Origin of the sequence: Algibacter lectus, from assembly GCF_900112395.1 — a bacterium.
GTDB classification, from domain to species: domain Bacteria; phylum Bacteroidota; class Bacteroidia; order Flavobacteriales; family Flavobacteriaceae; genus Algibacter; species Algibacter lectus.
Genome location: NZ_FOLN01000010.1, coordinates 1 through 24238 on the forward strand (window position 1 = coordinate 1; position 24238 = coordinate 24238).

21 protein-coding genes and 1 pseudogene are annotated in these 24238 nt (G+C 34.4%); 14 read left to right on the forward strand and 8 right to left on the reverse strand.

Annotated features, from left to right (window positions below; translation table 11 throughout):
* Nucleotides 1–126: pseudogene (locus tag BM246_RS20270) on the reverse strand (IS110 family transposase); the annotation flags it as partial.
* Between the two features lie 483 nt (nucleotides 127–609).
* Here BM246_RS20270 and BM246_RS15520 point away from each other — a divergent pair.
* The 3 genes from BM246_RS15520 to BM246_RS15530 all read left to right on the forward strand — a co-directional run bounded on the left by BM246_RS15520 (nucleotide 610) and on the right by BM246_RS15530 (nucleotide 1760).
* On the forward strand, nucleotides 610–930 hold the full coding sequence (locus tag BM246_RS15520; protein WP_074939106.1) for a hypothetical protein: 321 nt from the start codon (nucleotides 610–612) through the stop codon (nucleotides 928–930).
* Nucleotides 931–1101: 171 nt separating this feature from the next.
* Entirely contained in the window at nucleotides 1102–1425 is a 324-nt protein-coding gene (locus tag BM246_RS15525; RefSeq protein ID WP_074939109.1) for a hypothetical protein, read from the forward strand.
* A 110-nt stretch (nucleotides 1426–1535) separates the two neighbouring features.
* Complete coding sequence (locus BM246_RS15530) at nucleotides 1536–1760, forward strand: hypothetical protein (RefSeq protein ID WP_042502979.1); 225 nt, start codon at nucleotides 1536–1538, stop codon at nucleotides 1758–1760.
* A 61-nt stretch (nucleotides 1761–1821) separates the two neighbouring features.
* Here BM246_RS15530 and BM246_RS15535 read toward each other — a convergent pair whose 3' ends face one another.
* The 4 genes from BM246_RS15535 to BM246_RS15550 all read right to left on the reverse strand — a co-directional run bounded on the left by BM246_RS15535 (nucleotide 1822) and on the right by BM246_RS15550 (nucleotide 5611).
* The gene (locus BM246_RS15535; protein WP_074939116.1) at nucleotides 1822–2409 is read right to left on the reverse strand and encodes a LutC/YkgG family protein; all 588 of its coding nucleotides are present in this window, start codon (nucleotides 2407–2409) and stop codon (nucleotides 1822–1824) included.
* Nucleotides 2410–2412: 3 nt separating this feature from the next.
* Nucleotides 2413–3792 carry a lactate utilization protein B gene (locus tag BM246_RS15540; protein ID WP_074939120.1) on the reverse strand — a complete coding sequence of 460 codons (1380 nt, stop codon included), beginning with the start codon at nucleotides 3790–3792 and terminating at the stop codon, nucleotides 2413–2415.
* Nucleotides 3793–3828: 36 nt separating this feature from the next.
* Nucleotides 3829–4566, reverse strand: coding sequence for a (Fe-S)-binding protein (locus BM246_RS15545; RefSeq protein WP_042502976.1), 738 nt, complete (start codon nucleotides 4564–4566; stop codon nucleotides 3829–3831).
* 172 nt (nucleotides 4567–4738) lie between these two features.
* The gene (locus tag BM246_RS15550) at nucleotides 4739–5611 is read right to left on the reverse strand and encodes an AraC family transcriptional regulator (RefSeq protein ID WP_042502974.1); all 873 of its coding nucleotides are present in this window, start codon (nucleotides 5609–5611) and stop codon (nucleotides 4739–4741) included.
* A 339-nt stretch (nucleotides 5612–5950) separates the two neighbouring features.
* Here BM246_RS15550 and trxB point away from each other — a divergent pair, with 339 nt between their 5' ends.
* The 9 genes from trxB to BM246_RS15600 all read left to right on the forward strand — a co-directional run bounded on the left by trxB (nucleotide 5951) and on the right by BM246_RS15600 (nucleotide 13852).
* Nucleotides 5951–6931: a thioredoxin-disulfide reductase gene (trxB, locus tag BM246_RS15555; RefSeq protein ID WP_074939123.1), complete on the forward strand. Its 981-nt coding sequence runs from the start codon at nucleotides 5951–5953 to the stop codon at nucleotides 6929–6931.
* Between the two features lie 232 nt (nucleotides 6932–7163).
* The gene (locus tag BM246_RS15560) at nucleotides 7164–8258 is read left to right on the forward strand and encodes a sensor histidine kinase (protein WP_074939126.1); all 1095 of its coding nucleotides are present in this window, start codon (nucleotides 7164–7166) and stop codon (nucleotides 8256–8258) included.
* Between the two features lie 3 nt (nucleotides 8259–8261).
* Complete coding sequence (locus tag BM246_RS15565; RefSeq protein ID WP_074939130.1) at nucleotides 8262–9590, forward strand: sigma-54-dependent transcriptional regulator; 1329 nt, start codon at nucleotides 8262–8264, stop codon at nucleotides 9588–9590.
* Between the two features lie 68 nt (nucleotides 9591–9658).
* Nucleotides 9659–9961, forward strand: a complete 303-nt coding sequence (locus BM246_RS15570; protein ID WP_074939133.1) for a hypothetical protein — start codon at nucleotides 9659–9661, stop codon at nucleotides 9959–9961.
* 80 nt (nucleotides 9962–10041) lie between these two features.
* A complete protein-coding gene (locus BM246_RS15575; protein WP_074939135.1) occupies nucleotides 10042–10404 on the forward strand; it encodes a hypothetical protein in 363 nt (120 codons plus the stop codon).
* A 28-nt stretch (nucleotides 10405–10432) separates the two neighbouring features.
* A complete protein-coding gene (locus BM246_RS15580; protein WP_074939138.1) occupies nucleotides 10433–11734 on the forward strand; it encodes a Glu/Leu/Phe/Val family dehydrogenase in 1302 nt (433 codons plus the stop codon).
* Between the two features lie 25 nt (nucleotides 11735–11759).
* Entirely contained in the window at nucleotides 11760–12179 is a 420-nt protein-coding gene (locus BM246_RS15585; protein WP_074939141.1) for a GreA/GreB family elongation factor, read from the forward strand.
* Between the two features lie 13 nt (nucleotides 12180–12192).
* Entirely contained in the window at nucleotides 12193–12597 is a 405-nt protein-coding gene (locus BM246_RS15590; RefSeq protein ID WP_074939144.1) for a hypothetical protein, read from the forward strand.
* A gap of 430 nt (nucleotides 12598–13027) precedes the next feature.
* Nucleotides 13028–13852, forward strand: coding sequence for a universal stress protein (locus tag BM246_RS15600; protein ID WP_074939150.1), 825 nt, complete (start codon nucleotides 13028–13030; stop codon nucleotides 13850–13852).
* A 78-nt stretch (nucleotides 13853–13930) separates the two neighbouring features.
* Here the strand turns inward: BM246_RS15600 and BM246_RS15605 are convergent, their stop codons facing one another.
* Nucleotides 13931–14392, reverse strand: coding sequence for an Lrp/AsnC family transcriptional regulator (locus tag BM246_RS15605; protein WP_074939152.1), 462 nt, complete (start codon nucleotides 14390–14392; stop codon nucleotides 13931–13933).
* 168 nt (nucleotides 14393–14560) lie between these two features.
* Here BM246_RS15605 and BM246_RS15610 point away from each other — a divergent pair, with 168 nt between their 5' ends.
* Nucleotides 14561–15520: an NAD-dependent epimerase/dehydratase family protein gene (locus tag BM246_RS15610; protein WP_074939156.1), complete on the forward strand. Its 960-nt coding sequence runs from the start codon at nucleotides 14561–14563 to the stop codon at nucleotides 15518–15520.
* Nucleotides 15521–15530: 10 nt separating this feature from the next.
* Complete coding sequence (kbl, locus tag BM246_RS15615; protein WP_074939159.1) at nucleotides 15531–16727, forward strand: glycine C-acetyltransferase; 1197 nt, start codon at nucleotides 15531–15533, stop codon at nucleotides 16725–16727.
* Nucleotides 16728–16774: 47 nt separating this feature from the next.
* Here kbl and BM246_RS15620 read toward each other — a convergent pair whose 3' ends face one another.
* Both BM246_RS15620 and BM246_RS15625 read right to left on the reverse strand, forming a co-directional pair.
* Nucleotides 16775–21667 (reverse strand): T9SS type B sorting domain-containing protein, encoded by a 4893-nt coding sequence (locus BM246_RS15620; RefSeq protein ID WP_074939161.1) that lies wholly within the window; start codon nucleotides 21665–21667, stop codon nucleotides 16775–16777.
* A gap of 123 nt (nucleotides 21668–21790) precedes the next feature.
* Nucleotides 21791–24238: a T9SS type B sorting domain-containing protein gene (locus BM246_RS15625; RefSeq protein WP_231961870.1), complete on the reverse strand. Its 2448-nt coding sequence runs from the start codon at nucleotides 24236–24238 to the stop codon at nucleotides 21791–21793.

Consider the following 24238-nt stretch of genomic DNA (forward strand, 5'->3'; position numbering starts at 1 on the left):
AAGTTTTCTAAATGCTTTAAAGCCTGAAACCTTATTTTTAAACTGATAATAATTACCATCTGAATCTGTGACATCAAAAACTAAATAACTAATGTCAATACCAAAATATTTAATATCTTTATTCATAACAAATTATTTTTTTGAAAGGACATACTACGCGAGTTTCAACGACTTAAAATCGAGGTCTAAAAGCCTCACAGAACTGTTCGAAATCTGTGTAGAAAAGAGAGGGGATTTACAATGTTGACGAGATCTGTAGTCTCTCCGTATAAATTAACCTTATTCCTCTCTTTTGTGCTTTCTATTTTATATGTTTAAATTAGTCTTTTTTATTTAAATGCTAACTTAAGAAGTATAAAAAAATAATAGGGGTTAAGTGCCAAATCCGAAAGTAAGTATATTTTAGTTTCGTACTATTCTTATACCTACTGTTGTATGTAATTAAAGAAAAATCGAGTTCGAAAGAAGAATATTAACATTCATTTAAAAAGAATTTAAAAGAACACAATCACTGAATTTTAATGAATCTATAGAAATGCGTGAAAGGAGAAAATGAGCTTAAAAAACATTAGTAAGTTGAACCTATTAGATTCTTCAATATAAATAGATATGAAAAAGTTAAAAGTAAGTTCATGGAATGACGGAAAACAAAATCCAAATGGAAATGGTTATGGCATTAGAGTTGGAGTAAAAGGTCGTGAATATTTTGAGAAAAATATTACTAAAATTAATCTATCAATTGAAAATTCTGATTTTTTTGAAGTCAAAATAACAAATGGATTTTGGAGAAATTGTACTGAATTTAGGGACAAACGAATTGGAGAATGGATGATTATGAATAATCTTGCTCCTTGGAAAAAAGGTGAAAATCATAAATTTAATTTAACCGTTTTGCCTAATAATAAATTTCACTTGGAAAAATTGAGCTAAAAACCAAAACGGTCATTGTAATTCAGTTAAATATTAGTTCAAACAACAAAAGACTCAGTTTTTCTTAAAATAAAATCACCAACTTTTTCAACCCCAAACCCCATTATAAATATTTTACCTAAATTGTTAAAATATTAAAACCATTAACCAAATCAATTAAAACCGAAAAACATGTTAGGATTAGTATTACTGTATTGGATAGGCAAGTATTTTTACAAATTGGCAGAAGTCTACAATAAAAGCCAATGGGGCTTTGCCATTTTAGGCATAGTGGTATATTACGCAGGTATAGTCGTTTTTGCGTTCGCTATAGGCATAATAGCAGAACTTGTAGCTCCAGGCGCTATAGATGGTGTTAACGACACGTTGTTAGGCATTATGATGCTTCCTTTTGGACTTTTAAGCACCTATTTACTGTACAAATATTTAGAGAAAACGTGGGAGAAGAACAAGCCAAACACCGATGTAATGATCGATGAAATTGGTTTAGAGTAAGTATTTAGCTTTCTAATAAAGCACAAGCTAATGAAAGCTCATGTTTTAAAAATTTGCTTTTAAGTAAATATTGCTTAAATTGTTTGTTTAACACTCTAATAATTCTCACGATGAAGAAAATGAAAAATGCAGTAGCTTTAGTATTAGTAGCGATTATGATGTCTAGTTGTGCCACTCTATTTGGAGGCCCTGTAACGGCATCTCAAAAAAGAAAACCAGCTGGAGGTGAACAACAACGCCAAATAAGAGTTGTGGCCTTAATAGCCGATATTATTATTTTTGCACCTAGCGTAATAGTAGATTTTGCAACAGGCGCTATTTACAAACCAAGATAGTAACTTGGTAAAAGATATATTTAAAAAGCTCAAAAGATATTTTCTTTTGAGCTTTTTTATTTTATTTCAATAATAAAGTTAAACTTAAAGCGCCATGTGCGCCAATAACAAGCGATTGCTCAATATCGGCTGTTTTAGATGGCCCAGCAATAAATACTCCAAAATCGTTAGCATTGCCAGCATTTATTTTGTGGTATGCTTGGTGCATGTAAGGCACTATATTGTCTTTACTGGTTACAATAACGAGGTGTTTTGTAATAAACGGTAAAACACGCATTGGTAATTGTTTATCGGTTACCCAAACCGATCCGTTTTCGGCTACAGCCAATTCACTTTCAAGAATTAAAATATCTAAATCTTCTAAATCTTGTGGTTTTTCAATGTTTGCTAAATCTATAGTGTTAAAAGCACTGGTGTTCTCTATGGCCGAATATTTAATTTTAGCATCCGGAAACAAGTTTTCAACCTTTGCAACAACATCGTTAGACACCATATCGATAACGTTAGCGCCAACAACTTCAGCTTTCTTGGTAAACTCCTGTACTAAGTCTAAACCTTCATCAAAAAGCGATAAATCGATATTTGGTAACGCTAGAGCGTCTGGTTTATTAGCTTCTATTCGGCTTAATATTTTATCTCTACTGCTCATAGCTTAGTTGTTTTTACCTTTATTTTCTTCTCTTTTTTTGTACCAATCATCAAAACTTTCTTTTGGACCTGTTGGTAAATCACGGGCTTTTCCCCAGGCATTGGGTTTAGAATTTATTACCGCTTTTGGTAAGGTTCTTAAACTCCAACGCGCAATTTTTCCAACCTTTTCAAACTGTTTAGGTTTAGCAAAAATGCTTCCCATAACTTGCATAGACTTCTTTTTTATAAAAGGCTGTGGCGTTTCTTTAGTAATAATTTGTCGCCATTTATAAAGTTGCGCATGGATGTCTATTTTCACCGGACACACATCCGAACAAGATCCGCAAAGGGTAGAAGCAAAGGGTAAGCTGCTGTGTTTTGTTAAATCTTTACCTGGCGATAGTATAGAACCAATTGGTCCTGGTATTGTGGCATCGTAACTATGGCCACCACTACGTCTGTAAATTGGGCAAGTATTCATACAAGCACCACAACGAATACAGTGTAAAGAAGCTCTAAAATCCGGACGACTTAATTGCTCCGATCTGCCGTTGTCTACAATTACAATGTGCATTTTTCTGCCATCGCTAGGTTTTTTAAAATGCGATGAATAAGTGGTTACCGGTTGTCCAGTAGCCGACCTTGCCAATAAGCGTAAAAACACACCTAAATGTTCTTGCTTTGGTATTATTTTCTCGACACCCATGCAGGCAATATGTACAGGCGCTAAATGTGCACCCATATCGGCATTACCTTCATTGGTACAAACTACAAAGCCTCCGGTTTCTGCAATGGCGAAATTTACACCGGTAATTGCAGCATCGGCTTCAATAAATTTTTGTCTTAAATGTTTTCTCGCTTCTCCAGTTAAATATTGCGGATCGCCATCACAAGGTTTAGTGCCTAAATGTTCTTGAAACAACTCATCTACCTCATGTTTGTTTTTATGTATGGCTGGCAATACAATATGACTAGGCGGCTCTTTGGCCAATTGCACAATGCGTTCACCTAAATCGGTATCGATAACTTCTATACCATCGGCTTCCAAATGCGGATTTAAATGGCATTCTTCAGTTAGCATCGACTTACTTTTTACAACTTTTTTAGCGTTGTTATCTTTTAAAATTTTATGTACTATTTGGTTGTGCTCTTCGGCATTGGCTGCCCAGTGTACTTCTACACCGTTTTTGTTAGCATTGGCTTCAAACTCACGTAAGTAAATATCGAGATTAGAAAGCATGTGCGCTTTAATGCCATGCCCTAAATTTCTCAGTTCTTCCCAACCTTGCACATGGTGTACAGATTTGTCGCGTTTATGGCGCACAAACCACAAGGCTTTATCATGCCAATCGACTTTTTTTTCGTCTTTATTAAATATGCTAGCTAGTTTTGGATGACTCATAATGTTTTGTTTTACAACACCTGTTGGCGGTTAAAATTAAAGACTACTGTTTAAAATTTCGGCTATATGCAAGATTTTTAAAGGCTGTTGGTTTCGGTTAACCAAACCTTCTAAATGCATTAAACAGGAGGTGTCGGTGGCCGTCATAACTTCAACACCACTTTCTAAATGATCTTTAATTTTATCTTTCCCCATTTTAACGGAAATCGCCTCTTCGGTAACGGCAAATGTGCCACCAAATCCGCAACATTCATCACTTCGTTTTACAGGCATTAATTCTACACCTTTTACTTCTTGTAGTAATTCTTCAATGTAAGAAAAACGCGGTCCTACCACTTCCGAGCAAGAACCTAAACGTAAACCTCGTAAACCGTGGCAACTTTTATGTACACCAACCTTAAAGGGGAATGATGCGCCTAAATCTTTAACTTTTAAAATATTTAATATGAAGTCGCACAACTCGTAAACATTGTTTCTAACCTTAGTAACCTCGTCGGTTTGTGGAATAATGTTGTAATGCTTTTTTACATGATAAGCACAACTTCCAGAAGGCGTAACAATGTAATCGAAGTCTTTGAAATTATCTACAAAATTATTGCAAGCCCCAACCGATTCGTACTCGTAACCCGAATTGGCCATGGGTTGCCCGCAACAGGTTTGTCCCGACGGATAAGCAACATCAACCTTTAGTTTTTCTAAAAGTTCTAAAGTTGCTTTACCAACTTGCGGATAGAGTTGATTGATGTAACAAGGAATAAATAAACCTACTTTCATAAAATTTCTAATTTAAATGACTTGGGCTTCTAAAATGGTTTAAAATGAAGTTTTAAAACCGTTTTACAGCGCAGGACAAAATTAGAAGGAAATAGTATACCAGTCTGCCTAATTTTTGATCGTGTGTGATACTTTTTTTGCCTTGTATTGATTATTTACTTAAAAAATGCAATTAATCGTGCTTTGTTTTGTGCTTCTCCAAATACTCTGAAGGTGTGTAATTCATCACGATTTTAAATTGCCTGTTAAAGTTAGAAATGTTATTAAAACCAGACTCGTAACAAATTTTTGAAATATTGAATCTGTTCTCTAATAGTAACTTACAAGCATAGCCAATACGGATTTCGGTAACGTATCTAGAAAACGTTTTTTTGTTAACACGCTTAAAGTAGCGGCTAAAGGCCGAAGGATTCATGTGTGCAATTTCGGCAGCTTTATTTAGTGAAATATCTAAGTTGAAATTTTTAAAAATATAAGCTTGCACATTATCTTGGGTATCACTTTTAGAGGAATTAAAGGAGTTTATAAAGCCTTGGCTCGATAATTTTTTAGTGTCGGTGTGCTTAGCTAGAGCGTGTAGAATATGCAAAAAGGCCATGGTTTTTTCAAAACCTTCCAGTTCTAGCATGCTTTTAATACTGTTAATCAGTTTTTTGTTAACATTTAAAAACTTGAGTCCGTAGCTAGCACGTTTAAATAATTCTAAAATATGAATCATTTCGGGCGTTTCGAAAAACTTAGGTCCTAAATAGTTTTCTTTAAAATGAATAGCAATCGCTTTGGCTGTTTGTTCCGAGGTTTGCTCGAAATACCCGTCGTCGTTCAACCACATGTGCGGCAAGTTTTTACCAATAAGTACCACATCGCCAATACCAAACTTTTCTACACTATCGCCAATAAAGCAGGTGCCTTCACTCTTTAAAACCACTACAAGCTCCAGCTCGGGATGGTAATGCCATATTTTTAAAAAATAAGGATATTCGTTAATTTTAGTGGTAAACGAACTATTGGTGAGGTTACTACGATCTAAAAGGTGCAGTTTCATTATTAAAGTTAGTATAGGTGGTGGTTAATAGACATAAAATAACGAAAAAGGTTTAATCCGGCAAAAATAATATTGCTATTGTTTTGTTAATTGTGATTTTAAGCAGAAACTAGAGTTGGTTAATGTGCTATTAAATGGGCTAATTGTTGATAATAATTAAAAATCTATTAGGTTTATCAATACCTTTTTAAAGATAACGCCATAAGCTGTTTTATAGTAACTAACTATTGAACTATAAAAACTGTTGATAACTTCTATGTAAGGATTCAATCAAAAATTCTACTTTTGTTATACCAATTTCATAGTTAAATTGGTCTTAATCAAAATTTAATAGCAATTATGTCTGATACAATTGAAAAGTTAAAATGCTTAATTATAGGGTCAGGACCTGCAGGTTATACAGCAGCAATTTATGCGGCTAGAGCCAACATGAATCCGGTGTTATATCAAGGAATACAGCCAGGCGGACAATTAACTACAACCAATGAAGTAGAGAATTTTCCAGGTTATCCAGAAGGTGTTACAGGACCTCAAATGATGATGGAATTACAAAAGCAAGCAGAACGTTTTGAAACTGATGTACGCGACGGTTGGATTACTAAAGTTGATTTCTCTGGTGATGTACATAAAGTTTGGGTAAATGATACTAAAGAAATTCACTGTGATACTGTAATTATTTCAACAGGAGCTTCTGCTAAATATCTAGGTATAGAATCTGAACAAAAATATTTAAAACTAGGTGGTGGTGTTTCTGCTTGTGCAGTTTGCGACGGCTTTTTCTATAGAAACCATGAGGTTGTTATTGTAGGAGCAGGAGATTCTGCTTGTGAAGAAGCTCACTATTTATCTAAACTTTGTAAAAAAGTTACCATGTTAGTGCGTAGAGACGAATTTAGAGCGTCTAAAATAATGGCTACTCGTGTTAAAAACACAGAAAATATTGAAATTTTATTCAATACGGAAACAGAAGAAGTTTTAGGTGACGGTCAAGTTGTTACAGGAGTAAGAGTATCAAATAATAAAACGAAAGAAACTCAAGATATTCCTGCTACAGGATTTTTTGTAGCTATTGGGCATAAACCAAATACAGATATCTTTAAAGGCTTTATTGATATGGACGAAACAGGATACATTAAAAATGTACCAGGTCGTGCTTTAACAAATGTTGAAGGCGTATTTGTTTGTGGAGATGCTGCAGATCACGTATACCGCCAAGCTGTTACAGCTGCAGGTACGGGATGTATGGCTGCTTTAGATGCAGAGCGTTATTTAGCTGCTAAAGACTCTTCTTTTGAGGTAAGCACTTCAAACTATAACTAAGAGTATTATAAAATATTTTTTAATATGAAGAAAAGACTGCTTGAAAAAGCAGTCTTTTTTTGTTTAAAAGTGTGGCTAGGGTTTTGTTTTTTTAGTTGAAAATTTATTTTAATTAAAGCAAATTTCAGGTCGATATTATTTTACAATAGGTTTTAAATTTCGTATTTTAATAGATTAAAATAAAGTTTGTAAATAAGAAGAATTACAAAGGTTTTCTAAAGAAAAAGTAGCGATGAGCAAAGTAACCGATAAGGCATTAGAAGAACGTATTAAAGAACTTACCTGCCTTTACGAGGTGTCGTCGAGCATTAGTAATGCCGATCCCGAACATATTGAAGCCACTTTAGAGGCTATTGCTAAAAGCCTGCAAAAAGCATTTTTATATCCTAAAAAAATAGGCATTCGTATTCTAGTGAATCGTTTAGAGATACATACCGGAACAGACCCTGAAGATGCGGTTTCAATTCAATCTGAAATCAAAATTTTTAATGTGGTTAAAGGCCATATTGTTTGTAGTTTAAATGCAGATTCTTTTCAGGTGGACGATTTTTTAAATGAAGAACAACTCTTGTTAGATAATGTCGCTTTAAAAGTTGGCGATTTGTTGGAGCGTATTGAAATTCAAAACAGTGAAGCCGCTTTAAAAAAACGTATGGAACATGCGGATCGATTAGGAATTCTTGGTGAAATAACAGCAGGAATTGCTCACGAACTCAATACACCATTAGCCAATATTTTAGGCTTTGCCGAATTACTGAAATCTGATTTTGAAGATGATAAAAAGATATCGGGCGATTTAAATAAAATTATTGATAATGCCATTTTTTCTAGAGAGGTTTTAAAGAAATTAATGTTTTTTGCTTGTGAAATGCCTCAGGAAATGAAACGTGTTAATCTCGTGCCTATTATTAAAAGTGCTATTGATTTACTCGATGCTTCTTTTAGAAAAGAACAGGTTAAATATGTTGTAAAAATTGAAGATGAAACGCTGTGGTTAAAAGCAGACCCTATTCAACTGACTCAAATAATATTCAATTTATTGATGAATGCTATTTACTTCTCGCCAAAAGATGGATTGGTAACCATGGAAGCTCTACAAACAGAAACCGATATTATTCTAAAAATTCTAGATGAAGGTTCTGGCTTTACACCCGAAGCATTAGAAAAAGTATTTCAACCATTTTTTACCACAAAACCTATGGAAGATGGTTCTGGTCTTGGGTTAAGCGTGGTGCATGGTATTGTGGCATCTCACAAAGGCATCATAAAAGCAGAAAATAGAACACGTAAAGGTGCTATATTTACAATTACTTTACCAAAAAACTAAGGCATGCTATTACGTAAAGAAAACATATTAATTGTAGACGATGATGTTGATATTCTAGAGCTCTTGCAAAGGCATTTACAGTCATGGAATTATCATACCTACAAAGCGGTTTCTGTAAAAGAAGCGGTTACTATTTTGCGCGATACTAAAATAGATTTGCTAATTACAGACTTAAAAATGCCTGAAATTGATGGGGCAGAACTCATCAAATTTGTTTCCGAGCATTATCCTAAATTGCCAAAATTAGTCGTTACAGGTTATCCTTCGGTTCAAGATTCGCTATCGTTTATAAAATCTCGAGTGGTTGATTATTTAACGAAACCATTCACGAGAGAGGAACTTCAAAATGCGGTGAATAAATCGTTGGCGATTTCTAATGAAAACAATCAAAAAACGATTAAACCTTCCGAAGAAAAAAATAAAGCTTACGGCGATATTATTGGAGAATCTGAAAAAATACAGAGTGTTATTCAAATTATTGAACGTATTAAAGATAACAAAGCCACTGTATTTATTAACGGAGAAAGTGGTACAGGAAAAGAACTTGTAGCACGTGCGATACATTACCAAGGTAAATTTGCTAGAGCGCCATTTATTGTGGTTAACTGCGGTGCTATACCCGAAAATTTATTGGAAGCCGAATTATTTGGTTACGTAAAAGGTGCTTTTACGGGTGCCGATACAAATAGAGATGGCTTTTTTCAGGCGGCAAATGGTGGTACTATTTTTTTAGATGAAATAGGTAATGCGCCTTTAGCTGTGCAATTGCGTTTATTGCGTGTGTTGCAAGAAAAGGAAGTGATTAAAGTTGGTGCACAAAAGCCCGAAAAAATTGATATTCGAATTATAGCGGCAACCAATAGCGATTTGCGCGACATGATCCAGAAACAAACCTTTCGAGAAGATTTGTTTTACAGATTAACCGTTGTAGAAATACATGTAGCGCCACTCCGAGAACGCAAAGAGGATATTCTGGTTTTGGTGGATAAGTTCCTGTTTAAATATGGCGTAGAATATAAAGATCGATTTATAAAAATAACACCCGAAGCTTTGGCTATTTTAAACCGCTATAATTGGCCAGGGAATATTAGAGAATTAGAAAACGTCGTGCAACGCGCTGTAATTATGTGCGATAAAATTATAGATGTGGCGCATTTGCCAGTGCATTTAAAATACACTTTAGAGTTTAGTGATACCAGCTTGGAACCGCTAAAAGTTATTGAAAAAAAATATATAGAAAAAGTATTGCGTGCCACAGGTAATAATAAAACGAAGGCCGCCGAAATTCTTCAAATAGATAGAAAAACCATTCGTCAAAAACTATCAGAATAAGGCCTTTTTACTGAGGCATTTTCTCCCAACTGGGTAATTTTGTACCAGTTTAAAATATAGGTCTTTTATTGAAATATCACCAAAACCCTTTATTCGTAAAGGGTTTTGGTGTTTCTACGTGTTACGTAATTCCAAATGGCACAAACGTTGCCTTTTATGGTTTAAGAATACTAAATGTAATAGAAATGAGTGTCAATCAATTTAATATCTGTCCGAGTTGTGTGCATTGTAAAACATGTGTGTTAACGTCTCAAAAGGATAAAGTTTGGTCTTGTAGCGAGTACGAAGAAGAAGTCTTAGAACCGAGTTTTTCATTAGCAAATCGAATAGATAAAAATAGAAGTAAAAAATCTTTAATGACGCTGGCTTAAGTTGGTGTTGTTAGTAATTGATAAAAACAGAATATCCAAAAAAAGAATTTAAATAGTTTTAATTTTAAAAGTAAGTATCCATGAAAAAGTATGTATTAGCAAGTTTTATAGTTTTAGGAAGTTTAAGCATCAATGCTCAAGATGATGTAAATGCATCGGCAACTTTAAAAGTAGGCGATGTTATTGAAATCGGGAATCCTTCAACAAGTAAATACAAACACATTAAGTTTCCGCGTGCAAATTTCATCATTAAAAGAAATGGCGTTGCAGATTATAAAAGCGCTTTAGGCGAAGAAGTTGTTGTAACAGAAGTAGAAACGCTTAAAGAAGGTGATACTAGAATTAGCGTAAAGCGTAAGGATGGTCGACGTTTTTTTAATACAGTATCCAACGTTTCTATAAGTTTAGAAAAAGCTATAGAGGCTAACGAAATTAAAATATAGTACCTAATCTCATTAAAAATCGAAGGTAATGGTAGAAGTAGCAGAATTAAATAAGAAAGCGCATAAGAAACCGTTAAAAGGCATGATGGAGAACGTCATGAATCAGTTTAATCATGCTGCTGATATAATTAATTTACATCCTAATATTCGTAAAATACTGAGCATAACCAATAACGAAATTATTGTGCATTTTCCGGTTAAGATGGATAATGGCGAAGTAGAAATATTTACTGGATATCGCGTACAGCATAATAATGCGTTAGGACCTTATAAAGGCGGTTTGCGTTATCATCCAACAGTTGATATTGATGCCGCAAGAGCATTGGCGATGTGGATGACGTGGAAAACCTCTTTGGCTGGTTTGCCTTATGGTGGAGGTAAAGGTGGTATTCAGATAGATCCTTCTAAATATTCTACCTCAGAATTAGAACGTATTACAAGACGTTTCACCTTTGCTTTAGCCGATAATATTGGGCCAGAACACGATATTCCTGCCCCAGATGTGAACACGAATAGCCAGACGATGGCATGGATTTCAGATACGTACATGAGTACGCGTCCGCCAGCAGAACGTTCGGCTAATTTACATGTGGTAACAGGTAAGCCCGCAGGAAGCGGTGGCTTGGAAGGCAGAGATCGCGCAACGGGTTACGGTGTGTTTTTAACCATTAAGTTTTGGGCCGATAAAAATAAAATCAACCTAGAAAATAAAAAGTTTATAGTACAAGGTTTTGGTAATGTTGGGTACTGGGCATCTTATTTTTTAGAAAAAGAAGGCGCTGTGCTTGTTGCTGTGCAAGATGCGTTTGGTAGCATTGAAAACCAAAAAGGGATTGACGTTGAAAGCCTGTTTAATTATACAAAATCTAACGTAGGGAGCATTGTTGGTTTCCCAATAGCTAATGATACTTCGAATGATACGTTTTTTGGAATAGATTGCGATATTTTAATTCCTGCGGCATTGGGTAATCAAATTACAAAAGATAATGCGCACGATATTAAAGCGACCCTTATTGCCGAAGGTGCAAACGGACCAATAAATGTAGAAGGTGAGCAAATTTTAGTTGAAAATGGTGTAACCATAATACCCGATATTTTATGTAATTCTGGTGGTGTTATTGGAAGTTATTTTGAATGGTTACAAAACCGAAACGGCGAGCTTTGGCAGTTAGATGAGGTGGTTGCAAAACTCGATAAAAAATTAAAAGAATCGTTTAATAAAGTTTATGAATATTCTATAAAAGAATCTATGGATATGCGCACAGCCGCCTACTGTATTGCCATAGAACGCATAGAGAAAGCCTATGTGTTAAGAGGAATATTTCCATAAATAGAATTGATAAAACAGAATAAAAATGAAATACGGAAGCCTAATATTAGAGAAAAAAGAATACGTGTATTTAAAGCGTATACTGAATGTGTCTGGTTATGCAGGAGATTTTGAAATTCAAAAGTCTCTGCAAAAACTAAGTGAAGAGCTAAAGGAAGCTCAAATAGTGGATAATGAAAAAATGCCAAGCGACATTATTCGCTTTAATAGTAAGGCGACTTTAATTTTTGAGAATGGCATAGAAAAAACATTGCAATTGGTGATTCCAACCGAAAGGGATGTAAACAAGAATAAAGTTTCAATTTTAGCGCCTATGGGTGCAGCGTTAATTGGTTATGCAGAAGGCGATACTATTATTTGGGATTTTCCGGGAGGAAGGCATCATTTAAAAATAGTCCATGTAAATCAGGAAGAAACCGTTAAAGGTTTAAATCTAGTAATTTAAAAAATCTTTAAAAATGAAAACAGAATATTTAGAAATTTACGACCATGATTCTGATGTTGATATTACACATAAAATCAACACCACAGAACTCGATAATTGGATAAGCCATATTAAATACATTCAAAAAGAATTGGATAATTTAACTGGCATATATAGTGCAATAAGCCAAACCGTAGAAGAGGATGGGGTTTTAAATAAGCTTTCTAAAAAGCAAGCAGAAAATCAAATCTTGCTAAATGCACTTAATAAGTATGTGCTATTACGCTCTAATTTAATTGAGTGTGATGATATGCAATGCGATATGGTGTACATAACAGAACACGAAAGTTATAGAAGAACTTACCTCTACCATATTGATAAATACCGAAGATTGAAAGATGAGGTATATAGTGTAATACAAGCCAAACTAACTTTGTAAACAGGTAATACTACTTAATTTATATAATTTTTTGGACCATATTTTATTACATAGAATAGATAATCAAAGGCGACTTTGCATTCAAAAAGATTTAAAAGAATTAAATCTTTGGCTCTATACACTCGAGCAGTTTAATAACAAATTAGATTGCTTTAGTGTTTTAGAAAAACGGCTTATTAAAAGTCCATCGGTTGAAAATCTAATTAAAGCACTCCGACGAAAAAATGTTTTGGTTATGGCTACTTTTTGCAAGTATAGCCAAGATTTAAAAATTGAATTTGAATACGGTAAAACAGAGTACAATGAAGTAAGATCAAAATTGCACGAAAAAAAGCGAGAACAATACAAACTCCTTTTACAGGAATGTACAGCTTTTGAAACGCATATTTATAAATTGTTAATGCGATATAAACTTAAATAATTAGAAAACATGAAAAAGATTTTAATTCCCACAGATTTCTCTACAAATAGCTATAAAGCTATAGATTACATTACAGAGCTCTTTAAAAATGAAGCCTGTGCGTTTTACTTTCTTAATGTTTATAATTACGGAACAGGTGGTTTAAGCGCTATTGAAATGTTGCAGGCCGATGATGAATGGTTTGAAAAACCTAAAGAAGAATCTTTACTACACTTGGGAGATTTACTCGATGAATACACTGTAAATAAAAACAATGAAAAGCATGAATATCATGTTATTTCCGAAAGTTTAAGCCTGGTAAAGGCTATGGAAAAACATATAGAAAGTATCGATGTCGATTTAATTGTGCTAAAGGGGAATGCGAAAATTAGTAAAAACATAGAATCTATTGTTGGTAAAATTAGAACCTGCCCCGTTTTAATTGTTCCACCGTATGCTTCCATGAACAAAAAAATAAATTTAGCTATAGCATCAAATTTTACTGAAGAAGTAAGAACCAATGAAATTGATAGCTTTTTAGAAATCTTTAAAAACACCAATTTCATCATTACTGTCTTAGCTCTCACAAACGAGAAAGACATGCCAGATGAAACTAGTAGACATATTAAATTACTGTGTAATCATTTAGAAAATCAAACGGATAAAACTGTGGCCTTAGAGTTTACAGCAAAATCTGATAATTTAAAAACTTATGCTATTTCTCATTTAAGTAGCATTATGTGTGTGGTAGACAAGAAACCAGATCTACTTCGAAAAATTGGGTTGTGTAAATCTAGAGTTATTTCAACTTTAGAGAAACTTCATAACAACCCAGTTTTGACTATACATCAGTAGTTTGATGTTAATTTTTTAGTTAAGTTGTTGGTAGAGCCTTTGAGATAATCAGAGGCTTTATCTTTTTCTGAAATTAGTTTAAATGTAAAACTCTGTAGTAGAGTGTATTTCTTTTAAAACAAAATAACTTTCTAGTACACCAATATTTTCAATTTTAGAAAGTTTAAGCCGAACAAATTCATGATAATCGGTAAGACTTTCAAGATTTATCTTCAGGAAAAAATCAACCTTTCCAGCCATATGGTAGCACTCTTGTACTTCTTTTAGAGCTTTAATTTGGCTTTCAAACTTTTCTATAAAACCTTCGTTGTGGTAACGAAGAGAAACCATACACACCGCTGTTACAGCTTTGTTTAAATGTGTTTTGTTAAGTAAGGCAACGTACTTTTTTATGTAGCCTTTGTTTTCTAAACGTCTAATACGCTCGTAAACTGGTGAGGCTGTTAAATTGAGTATTTTGGCAATTTCTTTAGTCGTTTTTTTAGAATCTTTTTGTAAAATTCTTAAAATATGTAGGTCTATGTCGTCTAATTTTTCCATTTGTGCAGGTAATTTTACTGTTTAAAAAGATTAAAAGGAGTTGCTTTAGTTAATAATATGGTGTTATTTTATTTTAAAAGATAAAAATACTTATTTATTGTTTATATAGCATTTAATTAATGGAGTAATTGTTGTTTTTGGTAATTTTGTTCTGTAATACATTGAGTTATGAAACACGAAAGAATTTTAATTACTGGAGGAGGTGGCCAACTTGGTACCGTATTAACAGTTGAATTACAGAAAAAATATGGAGCGGATAATGTTATCGCTTCAGATTTAAGATTAAACCCTGATTTTGTGGGGCATTTTGAGGTTTTGGATGCTACCGATTTTGAAGCACTTAAAAGTGTGGTCTTAAAATATAAGATCACTCAAATATTTCATTTAGTCGCTATTTTGTCTGCTAATGGTGAGAAGTTCCCTTTAAATACTTGGGATATTAACATGAAATCTTTATTTAATGTTTTAGAAGTTTCAAGGTTACACGGTATTAATAAAGTGTTTTACCCAAGTTCCATAGCTGTTTTTGGTGAAGATGTAGAAAAAGATAATACACCTCAAAATCCTAATTTAACGCCTTTAACTGTTTATGGTATGAGTAAAGTAGCTGGTGAAAACTGGGCTAGTTATTATCATAAAAGATATGGTTTAGATGTCCGTTCTTTAAGGTATCCAGGAGTTATTGGATATCAATCTATGCCAGGCGGAGGTACAACAGATTATGCTGTAGATATTTATCATAAGGCTGTTAAAAATGAATCTTTTGAGTGTTTTTTAGAAGCTTCAACTCATTTACCAATGATTTTTATAGACGATGCCATTAGAGCAACTATAGAGTTAATGGATGCGCCTGCCGAAGAAATTTCAGTGAGAACATCTTATAACTTATCAGGAATGAGTTTTGCGCCACAAGAGGTGTTCGATGTTATTAAAAAAACAATTCCTAATTTTGAAATAACTTATAAACCCGATTTCAGACAAGGTATTGCAGACTCATGGCCTAATAGTATTGATGATACTCAGGCCAAAAAAGATTGGGGTTGGCAACCAAAATACAACTTGGAAAACATGACGGAAGTTATGATTGAAAAGTTGAGAATATATTATAATAATAAATTAATAGCATAAAAATAAAGCGATGTACGGAAGCATAAAAGACAAATTACAAGAAGAGTTGCAAGCCATTAAAAATGAAGGTTTGTACAAAGAGGAGCGCATTATTACAAGTTCTCAAGATGCCGTTATTAAAGTATCAACAGGCGATGAGGTTATTAATTTTTGTGCGAATAATTATTTAGGATTATCAAACAATAAAGACGTGATTCAGGCAGCTAAAGATACTTTGGATACGCACGGATTTGGTATGTCTTCAGTACGTTTTATATGCGGAACTCAAGATATTCATAAAGAATTAGAAGCTAAAATAGCCGAGTTTTTTCATTGTGAAGATACTATTCTATATGCTGCTGCTTTTGATGCTAATGGAGGGGTTTTCGAACCACTTCTAAATCATGAAGATGCTATTATTTCAGATTCATTAAATCATGCTTCTATTATCGATGGTGTACGTTTATGTAAGGCTGCAAGATATCGTTATGCTAATAATGACATGACGGATTTAGAAGCTAAACTTATTGAAGCTAATAAACGAAATCATCGTTTTAAAATTATTGTAACCGATGGTGTGTTTTCTATGGATGGCGTAGTTGCAGAATTGGATAAAATTTGTGATTTAGCCGATAAGTATGATGCTTTAGTTATGGTTGATGAATGCCATGCCTCTGGTTTTATTGGTAAAACGGGTCGTGGTACTATTGAGCTTAAAAATGTATTAGGCCGTGTAGATATTATCACAGGTACGCTTGGTAAAGCTTTAGGTGGCGCGATGGGTGGTTTTACAACGGGTAAAAAAGAAATTATCGATATGTTACGCCAACGTTCGCGTCCGTATTTGTTTTCAAACTCTTTAGCTCCAGCTATAGTTGGGGCTTCTTTAAAAGTGTTTGAAATGTTAGAAAAAGATACTTCGCTTCGAGATAAGTTAGAAGAAAATACAAAATATTTTAGGAGTAAAATGGAAGCTGCTGGTTTCGATTTAGTAGGGGCAGATGCAGCAATTGTGCCAGTTATGCTTTATGATGCTAAGCTTTCTCAAGATATGGCAAATCAACTTTTAGATGAAGGGATTTACGTTATTGGTTTCTTCTACCCTGTAGTACCAAAAGATAAAGCTAGAATTAGAGTACAACTATCTGCTGCGCATACTAAAGCGCACATTGATAAAGCCGTTAATGCTTTTATTAAAGTGGGTAAAAACCTAAAGGTTATTAGTTAAAAAGAAAACTTTAAAGAGTTAAATATTTAAGTTGAAATGCCTTCGTTTTAACGCTTCAAAGCGAAGTGTCCTCTTAAATCGAAGGCATTTCCATCTTGAATAATTTGTGCTAAATACCAATAATCATCAGCAGGAAGATGTTGTCCGTTAAAGGTGCCATCCCAACCATCTGATTCATGAGTAAGTGTTTTTAATAGTTTTCCATATCTATTATAAATATATACTACTGTTCCTGGTAATTGAGCAGCGCCAACAACATGCCAAGTGTCGTTAAACAAGTCATTGTTAGGTGTAAAGTACTTAGGGATATCAAATATAAACACAGGGCGGGTTTCGTCCATACAGCCATTTAAATCTCTAACAGTAACCAAATGTTCCCCATAAGGAACATTTGTGAAAATATTAGAAGTTTGTGGTTCTCCATCATCTAAGATATAAACATAATCTCCTGTTCCGCCAGAGCGAATATTTACGATAATACTATTTGGATCGGTAAAGTTTGTTGTTGGAGGTGCAATGTCTATTATTGCAGCATCAGATAGAACAACCTCAAAATTGGCCGAACTCGAACAAGAATTTGCGGAAGCGTAATCTCTAGTTACGGTAACACTATAATTTCCTGGGTTTTCTGGTTGAATTGTAATTTCTGGAGTTGTTGCTCCTGTAGACCATAAATACGTATCCCCAGCTACACCTGTTTCTGCGCTAACAGTAATAGGCATGCCATTACAAATCGGGATTATTTCTTCTAAATCAATAACAGGTAAAGCGTTTATGTAGGTGTTAAATTGTGTAATATCGTAACATGTGGTGGCTGTAGACTCTAATCTAGCGTAAATAGTTTCGCCGTTTTCAGCAACGTATAAATTACTTAAAGGATTTATTTTTTCATCCGCATCGGTAACGTTATTGTAATAAGTAATACTGTGTGTATTTGGATTTAAACCTCCAAGAATAATGGTGTTGGCATTGGTTAAATCGAACTCTAACAAGCCATCGTCGTCGTCGTCACATTCTGTTAAATCTGCAGGAGTACTAGAAGCACGCGGGTTAATGTAAACTCTTAAGTTAAACGAAGTCACAATGTGGCAGGTATTATCAATATTTGTTACTCTAGCATAAAAGGTTTGATTTAGATTGGTGTAATTGTACATTGGGTCTAACGGATCCGTGTTGTTCTCGGCTTGCATTTCTGTTTCATGGTAAGAAATGGTTACAGCACTAGTATCATCAACTAATCGAAGGTCTACTTGAGATAAATCGTAAGTATCAGTATCATTATCACAAATGGCGATAGTACCAACCGTTAAGGTTTCTGGTGGTAAGTTAACCTCTAATTCTTGTGGTATAACACTAAAACACCCTGTTAGTGTATTGGTTACTTTTATATATACTGTTTGCGCTGGAGAATTGAAAGCGGTTGGGGTTGTAATTTCATTAGTATTATCGAAACCATCATCACTAATATCATCTAGATTTTCAAAGTAATTGATAGCTATGTTAGATTGAATTCTATCATATATATCAAACTGCGCATCCTCGAGGTTGAAATTTGTAATACCATCATAATCGGCATCACAACTAATTAATGGACCTGTAACTTGCGATATGTCTGGTGCCGAAATAATGTTTAAACTTAATGTTTCAACTACATAGCATAAAGAATCATCACTTTCAATACGAACAAATAAAGTTTGTGGGTTTACAACATTGGTATAATTAGAATCTGTAATAGGGTTTGTGTTGTCTTGCGCATCTAATTGCGTTGTATGATAAGAAATATTTAAATCATCGGGAGATCCGTTTGTGATTTCTTGTGTTTTTGTATCTAAGTCAAAAACAGCTATTTCATCATTACTAATATCATCACAAATTAAATATTGTGCGGGCGTATTGTAAATAGGGTCTGGAGCTACTTGTATAGTAAACGAGGTTTCAGCAAAACAGTTAGCGTCCGTAATGTTTTCAACACGTACATATATGGTTTGGCTGGGTGTTGTGTTGTTGTAAATATTGGTTTTGTCGATTGGCATTGTAAGTGCCACATCTTCAAAATAGTAAACCTCTTTACCTGTTTGGCCATTTAAAATTTCAGTATCTTTTTCCGATAATAAAAAATCGGCTGTTCTATCTCCATCAACTTCGCATATTTGGTAGTTGGTAATAGTAGGTGGGGTTGGCAGCGTATTTACAATAATTTGTTGTTCTACTATATTATAGCACCCCGAAGTGTTAGCGCTACTTTCTACTCTTACATATACGGTTTGCGTGTTTGCATTGTAAGCGGTGGGTGTGTCTATTGAGTTTATAAAGTTATTAGCATCGTCAACATTGGTGTAATAACTGAATACATTAACGGAAGGATCTGCTACAATTTCGGAATTTTTATCTTCTAAATTAATAATAGAGAATCCATCGTCATCATTATCACAGACCACAAAATCTGAAGGAGTTGTAGCGGCAGGAGCTAAAAGAATTTCAATTTCAAAAGGATTAATAGTTGCGCAACCTGTTGCAACATGTTGTATACGCGCATAAATAGTTTCTAAGCTATTGGTGTTAGTATAGAAAGGCGGTAACTGATTGGTGTTATTTTCTGCATCGGTAAGTTCTCCGAAATAAGTAACTTCAAAATCGGGATTACCGTTTAATACTGTACTGTCTAATGAGTGTAAATCAATGCTAACAAAACCATCATCATCAGAATCACAATAGGGAAGTGGTACGGCAGGGTTAAATAATAATACCGGATTAATGACAAGTGTAATATCTGATAATTCTGAACATCCGCTATCTGTATCCTCTATCCTAATAAATAACGTTGTTGGGTTTTCTGCTGTATATAAAACAGATTTATCTAGCATGTTTATGTTTGCATCTCGGTCTGATTCATCTTCGAAAAAATTTACACTAATCGGGTTTGGTAACTCGTTAGCAATAAAAGTTTCAACAGAGTTTAAATTAAATTGAAGTAAATCGTCTGGATCTTCATTGGTGTCACAAAGAGCAAAAAAGCCAGTGTCTGTACCTGTTAAAAGCAAGTTCGTGTGAACTTCTAAAGGCACAATGGTAGGGCAACCAGTAGAATCGTCTACAATACGTACATAAAGAATACGGAATCCAGGTTCTCCTGCAGCATTTGTGTATTGGTAATTGGTTTCGTTTGCAATAGGGTTGCTGCCTGTTTGGGCATCGTCTATACTTTCATGGAAAGTTGCTGTAACACCTGTTAAGCCTTGTATAATATCGTCTATTGCTTCTGTTAAATCGAAATTAGCTGATCCATCTTGATCACTATCACAGGCATCCAAATATTGAGTGTCTCGATTTACAATTGGGCTAATTGTTATTTCAATATCAAGTTGCGTTTGGCTTATACAACCTGTAGCAGGGTTGAGGACTCTAACATAAACACGCTCGTTTGGTGTATTCAAGTTCTGGTATGGAGTTGGTATTGGGTTAGCTCCAGTATCAGCATCCGCTTGGCTATAGTGATAAGTTACTATAAGCATGCTGTCTCCTGCACTAATTTCGGAGTCTTTTTGAGTTAAATCTATTATGGCATAACCATCAGGTAAATTATCAGTATCACAAATTTCTAGTACCGTAGGTGTGTTTATAACAGGTAACGGATTAACAATTAAGTCGAAATTAGTATAGGCGAAACAACCAGAATCTGAATCTTCAATACGAACAAAAATGTTTTGAGGATTAGATGCTGCATTTGGTATTGGGGTTAATATTCGGTTTACGTTTGTACGTGCTTCTGTTTCATTGTAGTGATACGAAAAGGTGTAGTTTGTAAACGGAATATTAGCAATTAACTCGGCGGTTTTTGTGGATAAATCGAAAATTTCAATTTCATCACCACTGGTGTCATCACATAATTGATAATCTGTAATTGGTGTAATTTGTTCTTCGGTATTTAATACCACAATAATTTCATCTTCTTCTATACAAGTATTTCCATTTAAAGAAACGCTTACTTCAATTCTATAGGTTCCACTTTCAATAGCTGTGTATGTTGGAGTAATAGCTCCTGTAATTTCAACGTTATCTTTAAACCATTTGTAAGAAGCAAAGCTGTTATTGATATCTCCATCTAACAGTGCAGAACTTTCACAACTTGTAATATCTTCACCTAAATCTAATATTTTAAAACTATCACCTTCTATAAAAACAGCAGAATCGTAAGTGCCATCGGTTTGATCTGCAATAATTAGCTTTACGTGATAAGATACATAAGGCGTAATAGTTGTAGCAGCTGTTAAAACAGTTGTTCTACCAATGTAGTTGGTGTCTCCAATATTATAGCCTGCAAAATATTGCTCGTTTTCTGCAGCACATGCGGGTAATAAGTTAGGGTGAACTGTTCTAGTATTTACCGGTGTTGTTGTGCCTGGGAGAAGAGCTATGTTTTGATAAGGTGCAGTGCTTCCTGTTTCTTTTATAAGAAATACGAAACCATCGGAAACTTGACAAGGATTAATACCATCGTAATCTTCGGAAGCAAATAAATAATTAAATTGAAATTGTCCCGAAATTGAAACAATATCGAACTCTATTGAAGTTGCATTTAAGGTATTGGTTGTACCAAGAGCGGTTTCTAAATCGGGATCTGTTCCCCAAACGGAAGATCCTTCGCTTAATGTAGGTGTAATAAGAGAGTTTCCTCCAGAATTTGCAGCTCCTGTAGAAAGCATGATACCACTTGCAAAAGGAAAATTAGAACTCGCACGTTCAAAATAACCAAAACTATTAAAACCGTGTGGTGTTCCATTTATCGCCGACTCAACATTAGAAATATCTACACAACCATCTACAAGGTTATCTTCAACTAAAGATTGTACAGGTACACTACTGTCTACCGATATTTTTTGTGCATTAGTAAATTGGCTACAACATAAGAGAGCAATTAAGAATGAATAGAAAAATCTCATGGTTCGTAGGCTATTATCAGTGTTTGAATTGTCGCTATTAATGTGCTAAAAGTATTTGTTTTTCAATTGAAATTTAAAAAATTAAGGTAAAATACCATTTAATAAGGTTTTTAGGCCACCAGATTAGTACTTTAACGTAAAATGATCTTTAAATATTCTGCCATCTTCAAGTTTAATTGAAAACCAATAATCGTCACTTGGTAATTTCTCTCCATTAAATAATCCGTTCCAACCATCTTCAGTAGCTTTTAATGTCTTAATTAACTTACCAAAGCGGTTGTAAATGGTGATTTCTGAGTTTGGTTGGTTTGAGCTCGAAATGCCATAAACTTGCCAAGTATCATGAAAGCCATCATTGTTTGGTGTGAAAAATTTAGGAAACCCAATAACGTATACTTTTTTATTTATTACACCGCAATCGTTTTTGGTGTCTTTAACAGATACGGTATAATCTCCAGGGCGGACGTTCTCAAATAAAATCTCACTTTGGTATGGTGCAACAACCACGTTATTGCTGTTAATTAATCGATACTCATAAACACCTTCTCCAGAAGTTAATACAGTAATAGTGTTATTGTTAGAGATATCGTCTACTTTTATATCGTTAATTTCAGCAATGCCGGACGCTTCAACTGTAATTGTTTTTGTTTTAGAACAACCTGTTGTGTTTGTTACGGTAACCATGTAAATCCCAGGTTCGTTTACGTTTATGGCATAGGTAGTTGCTCCAGTAGACCAACTATAGCTGTAATTACTTGGTAAGTCGTTTACTACACCTGCATTAAGTTCTATGAATTCCGGATAGGTGTTTAAGCAATAGTATAATAGGGCAACTGAATCTATTTCGGGTAATTTCGCCACTGTAAGTTCAACTTCGCTAATACCATAACAATCATTGGCATTTTCAACTCTTGCAAAAATAGTTTGGTTATAGGGTATCGTGTTGGTGTAGTCTGAGTTTAATTCATTTGTTTCTAGCAACGCATCATTGTAAGTTTCATAATAATAGATATTTAAACCAACAGGAAGCCCGTTAACAACTTGGCTATCGGCATTGTTTAAATTAAAGGTTTCTAAGCCATCTTCAACACCATCATTATCGCATAAAGTAAGTGTTGCATTGTTCGAGTTGGTTGTGCTTACCGCTAATGTTAATTCAGCAAAGCTAAAGCATCCTGTTACCGTGTTCGTGATTTCGGTATAAATAATTTGTGGATTTTGGCTGTTTAAAAAAGCATCACCATTCACTTCTATCGTTCTGGCATTATCAGTAAAATAACGTACCGATCTATCTGGCGTTTTACCTGTTAAATTAGCTTCGGCTTCAGTTAAATTAAAATTTGTAAAACCATCGCTTATGCCATCTTCATCACATTGAAGCAAAGTAGTGTCAAACGCTTCCGGATTAGGATTTGTAACTAAATTGAAAGACGTTATGCTTCTACATAGAGGATTTATTTTATCTTCAATACGCACAAATACAACTTCGTTAAAAGCAGTAGTGTTATAGTATAAATCAGGATGTGGATTATTTTTTGATTCAGCATCTGCTGAAGATTCATAATAAGTGATATTCAAATCATTTAGATCTTGACCATCTAATATTTCGCTGTTTTTTGAAGATAAGGTGAAAGTGGTGCGTCCGTTTTTGTCATTGCCATCATCCATATTATCACAAAGTTCATAATCTGCAGGTTGTAAAAAATCAGGACCTGTGTTTACAACAAGATTAAATTCTGATATTTCGAAACAGCCCGTAGAGTTGTTTGTGATTCTAGCATATATGGTTTGCGGATTGGCAATGTTGGTATATGGCGAACTAATTGGGGTAATACCTATTATCGCATCACTTTCTGAGGCGTGATAAGTAATTGCGGCATCGGTTTGGCTACCCGTAATTATAGGCGTATTTTCTTCTAAATTAAAAAACGTAAAGCCGTCATTATAAGGTAAGGTGACATCGCAATTTTCAAGGTTCTTTGAGGTCGAACTTGTTATAGAAGCATCTGTTGGAGGGTCTGAAAACTCAGCAGTTCCAGTCCATTCTAAATTAAAGGCACTGTTTCCAATAGGTCTATCTATAACAATAAAATAGGTGTCTCCGGCCGATACATTAAGCCAGCTTACAAAACTGTTACCATTTGCGCCAGGCCCTTCAGAAGTATCATTAGCAGTACCATTCATACCTGTATGATTATTGCTGGCTCCAGAAGAAGACGGGTTGGTGGTAGAGCATCTAATAGCTAAACCTAAATTATTACAATCGGCATTTGGACCAAAAACAAAAAAATCGTAATCTTCGTTTATAGAACTACTAGATGGTTTAAGGGTAAAGCCGAGTGTACCATCGGTTACTGGAGTTACTTTTAACCAAACACTATTATTTTCTTGACTGCTACAGTTTTGACCGAAGCCGAGTTCTTGTCGACCAATTCCATTAACATTTAAATTAATATTAGAGTTTCCACATACTATTACAGCGTCGCTACAATCGGTTGGGTTTTGGGCATAGGTATCTAGTTGAAAAGCAAGGCTCATCAAGATAGAAAGGGATAGTAATTTTATTTTCAA

What these genes read in the sequence shown, in the direction of transcription:
- BM246_RS15620 (WP_074939161.1), bottom strand. Translation starts at nt 21,667, where the DNA reads ATGAGATTTTTCTATTCATTCTTAATTGCTCTCTTATGTTGTAGCCAA.
- BM246_RS15545 (WP_042502976.1), bottom strand. Translation starts at nt 4,566, where the DNA reads ATGAAAGTAGGTTTATTTATTCCTTGTTACATCAATCAACTCTATCCG.
- kbl (WP_074939159.1), top strand. Translation starts at nt 15,531, where the DNA reads ATGTACGGAAGCATAAAAGACAAATTACAAGAAGAGTTGCAAGCCATT.
- BM246_RS15520 (WP_074939106.1), top strand. Translation starts at nt 610, where the DNA reads ATGAAAAAGTTAAAAGTAAGTTCATGGAATGACGGAAAACAAAATCCA.
- BM246_RS15540 (WP_074939120.1), bottom strand. Translation starts at nt 3,792, where the DNA reads ATGAGTCATCCAAAACTAGCTAGCATATTTAATAAAGACGAAAAAAAA.
- BM246_RS15550 (WP_042502974.1), bottom strand. Translation starts at nt 5,611, where the DNA reads ATGAAACTGCACCTTTTAGATCGTAGTAACCTCACCAATAGTTCGTTT.
- BM246_RS15605 (WP_074939152.1), bottom strand. Translation starts at nt 14,392, where the DNA reads ATGGAAAAATTAGACGACATAGACCTACATATTTTAAGAATTTTACAA.
- BM246_RS15535 (WP_074939116.1), bottom strand. Translation starts at nt 2,409, where the DNA reads ATGAGCAGTAGAGATAAAATATTAAGCCGAATAGAAGCTAATAAACCA.
- BM246_RS15610 (WP_074939156.1), top strand. Translation starts at nt 14,561, where the DNA reads ATGAAACACGAAAGAATTTTAATTACTGGAGGAGGTGGCCAACTTGGT.
- BM246_RS15580 (WP_074939138.1), top strand. Translation starts at nt 10,433, where the DNA reads ATGGTAGAAGTAGCAGAATTAAATAAGAAAGCGCATAAGAAACCGTTA.
- trxB (WP_074939123.1), top strand. Translation starts at nt 5,951, where the DNA reads ATGTCTGATACAATTGAAAAGTTAAAATGCTTAATTATAGGGTCAGGA.
- BM246_RS15565 (WP_074939130.1), top strand. Translation starts at nt 8,262, where the DNA reads ATGCTATTACGTAAAGAAAACATATTAATTGTAGACGATGATGTTGAT.
- BM246_RS15585 (WP_074939141.1), top strand. Translation starts at nt 11,760, where the DNA reads ATGAAATACGGAAGCCTAATATTAGAGAAAAAAGAATACGTGTATTTA.
- BM246_RS15590 (WP_074939144.1), top strand. Translation starts at nt 12,193, where the DNA reads ATGAAAACAGAATATTTAGAAATTTACGACCATGATTCTGATGTTGAT.
- BM246_RS15560 (WP_074939126.1), top strand. Translation starts at nt 7,164, where the DNA reads ATGAGCAAAGTAACCGATAAGGCATTAGAAGAACGTATTAAAGAACTT.
- BM246_RS15600 (WP_074939150.1), top strand. Translation starts at nt 13,028, where the DNA reads ATGAAAAAGATTTTAATTCCCACAGATTTCTCTACAAATAGCTATAAA.
- BM246_RS15575 (WP_074939135.1), top strand. Translation starts at nt 10,042, where the DNA reads ATGAAAAAGTATGTATTAGCAAGTTTTATAGTTTTAGGAAGTTTAAGC.
- BM246_RS15525 (WP_074939109.1), top strand. Translation starts at nt 1,102, where the DNA reads ATGTTAGGATTAGTATTACTGTATTGGATAGGCAAGTATTTTTACAAA.
- BM246_RS15530 (WP_042502979.1), top strand. Translation starts at nt 1,536, where the DNA reads ATGAAGAAAATGAAAAATGCAGTAGCTTTAGTATTAGTAGCGATTATG.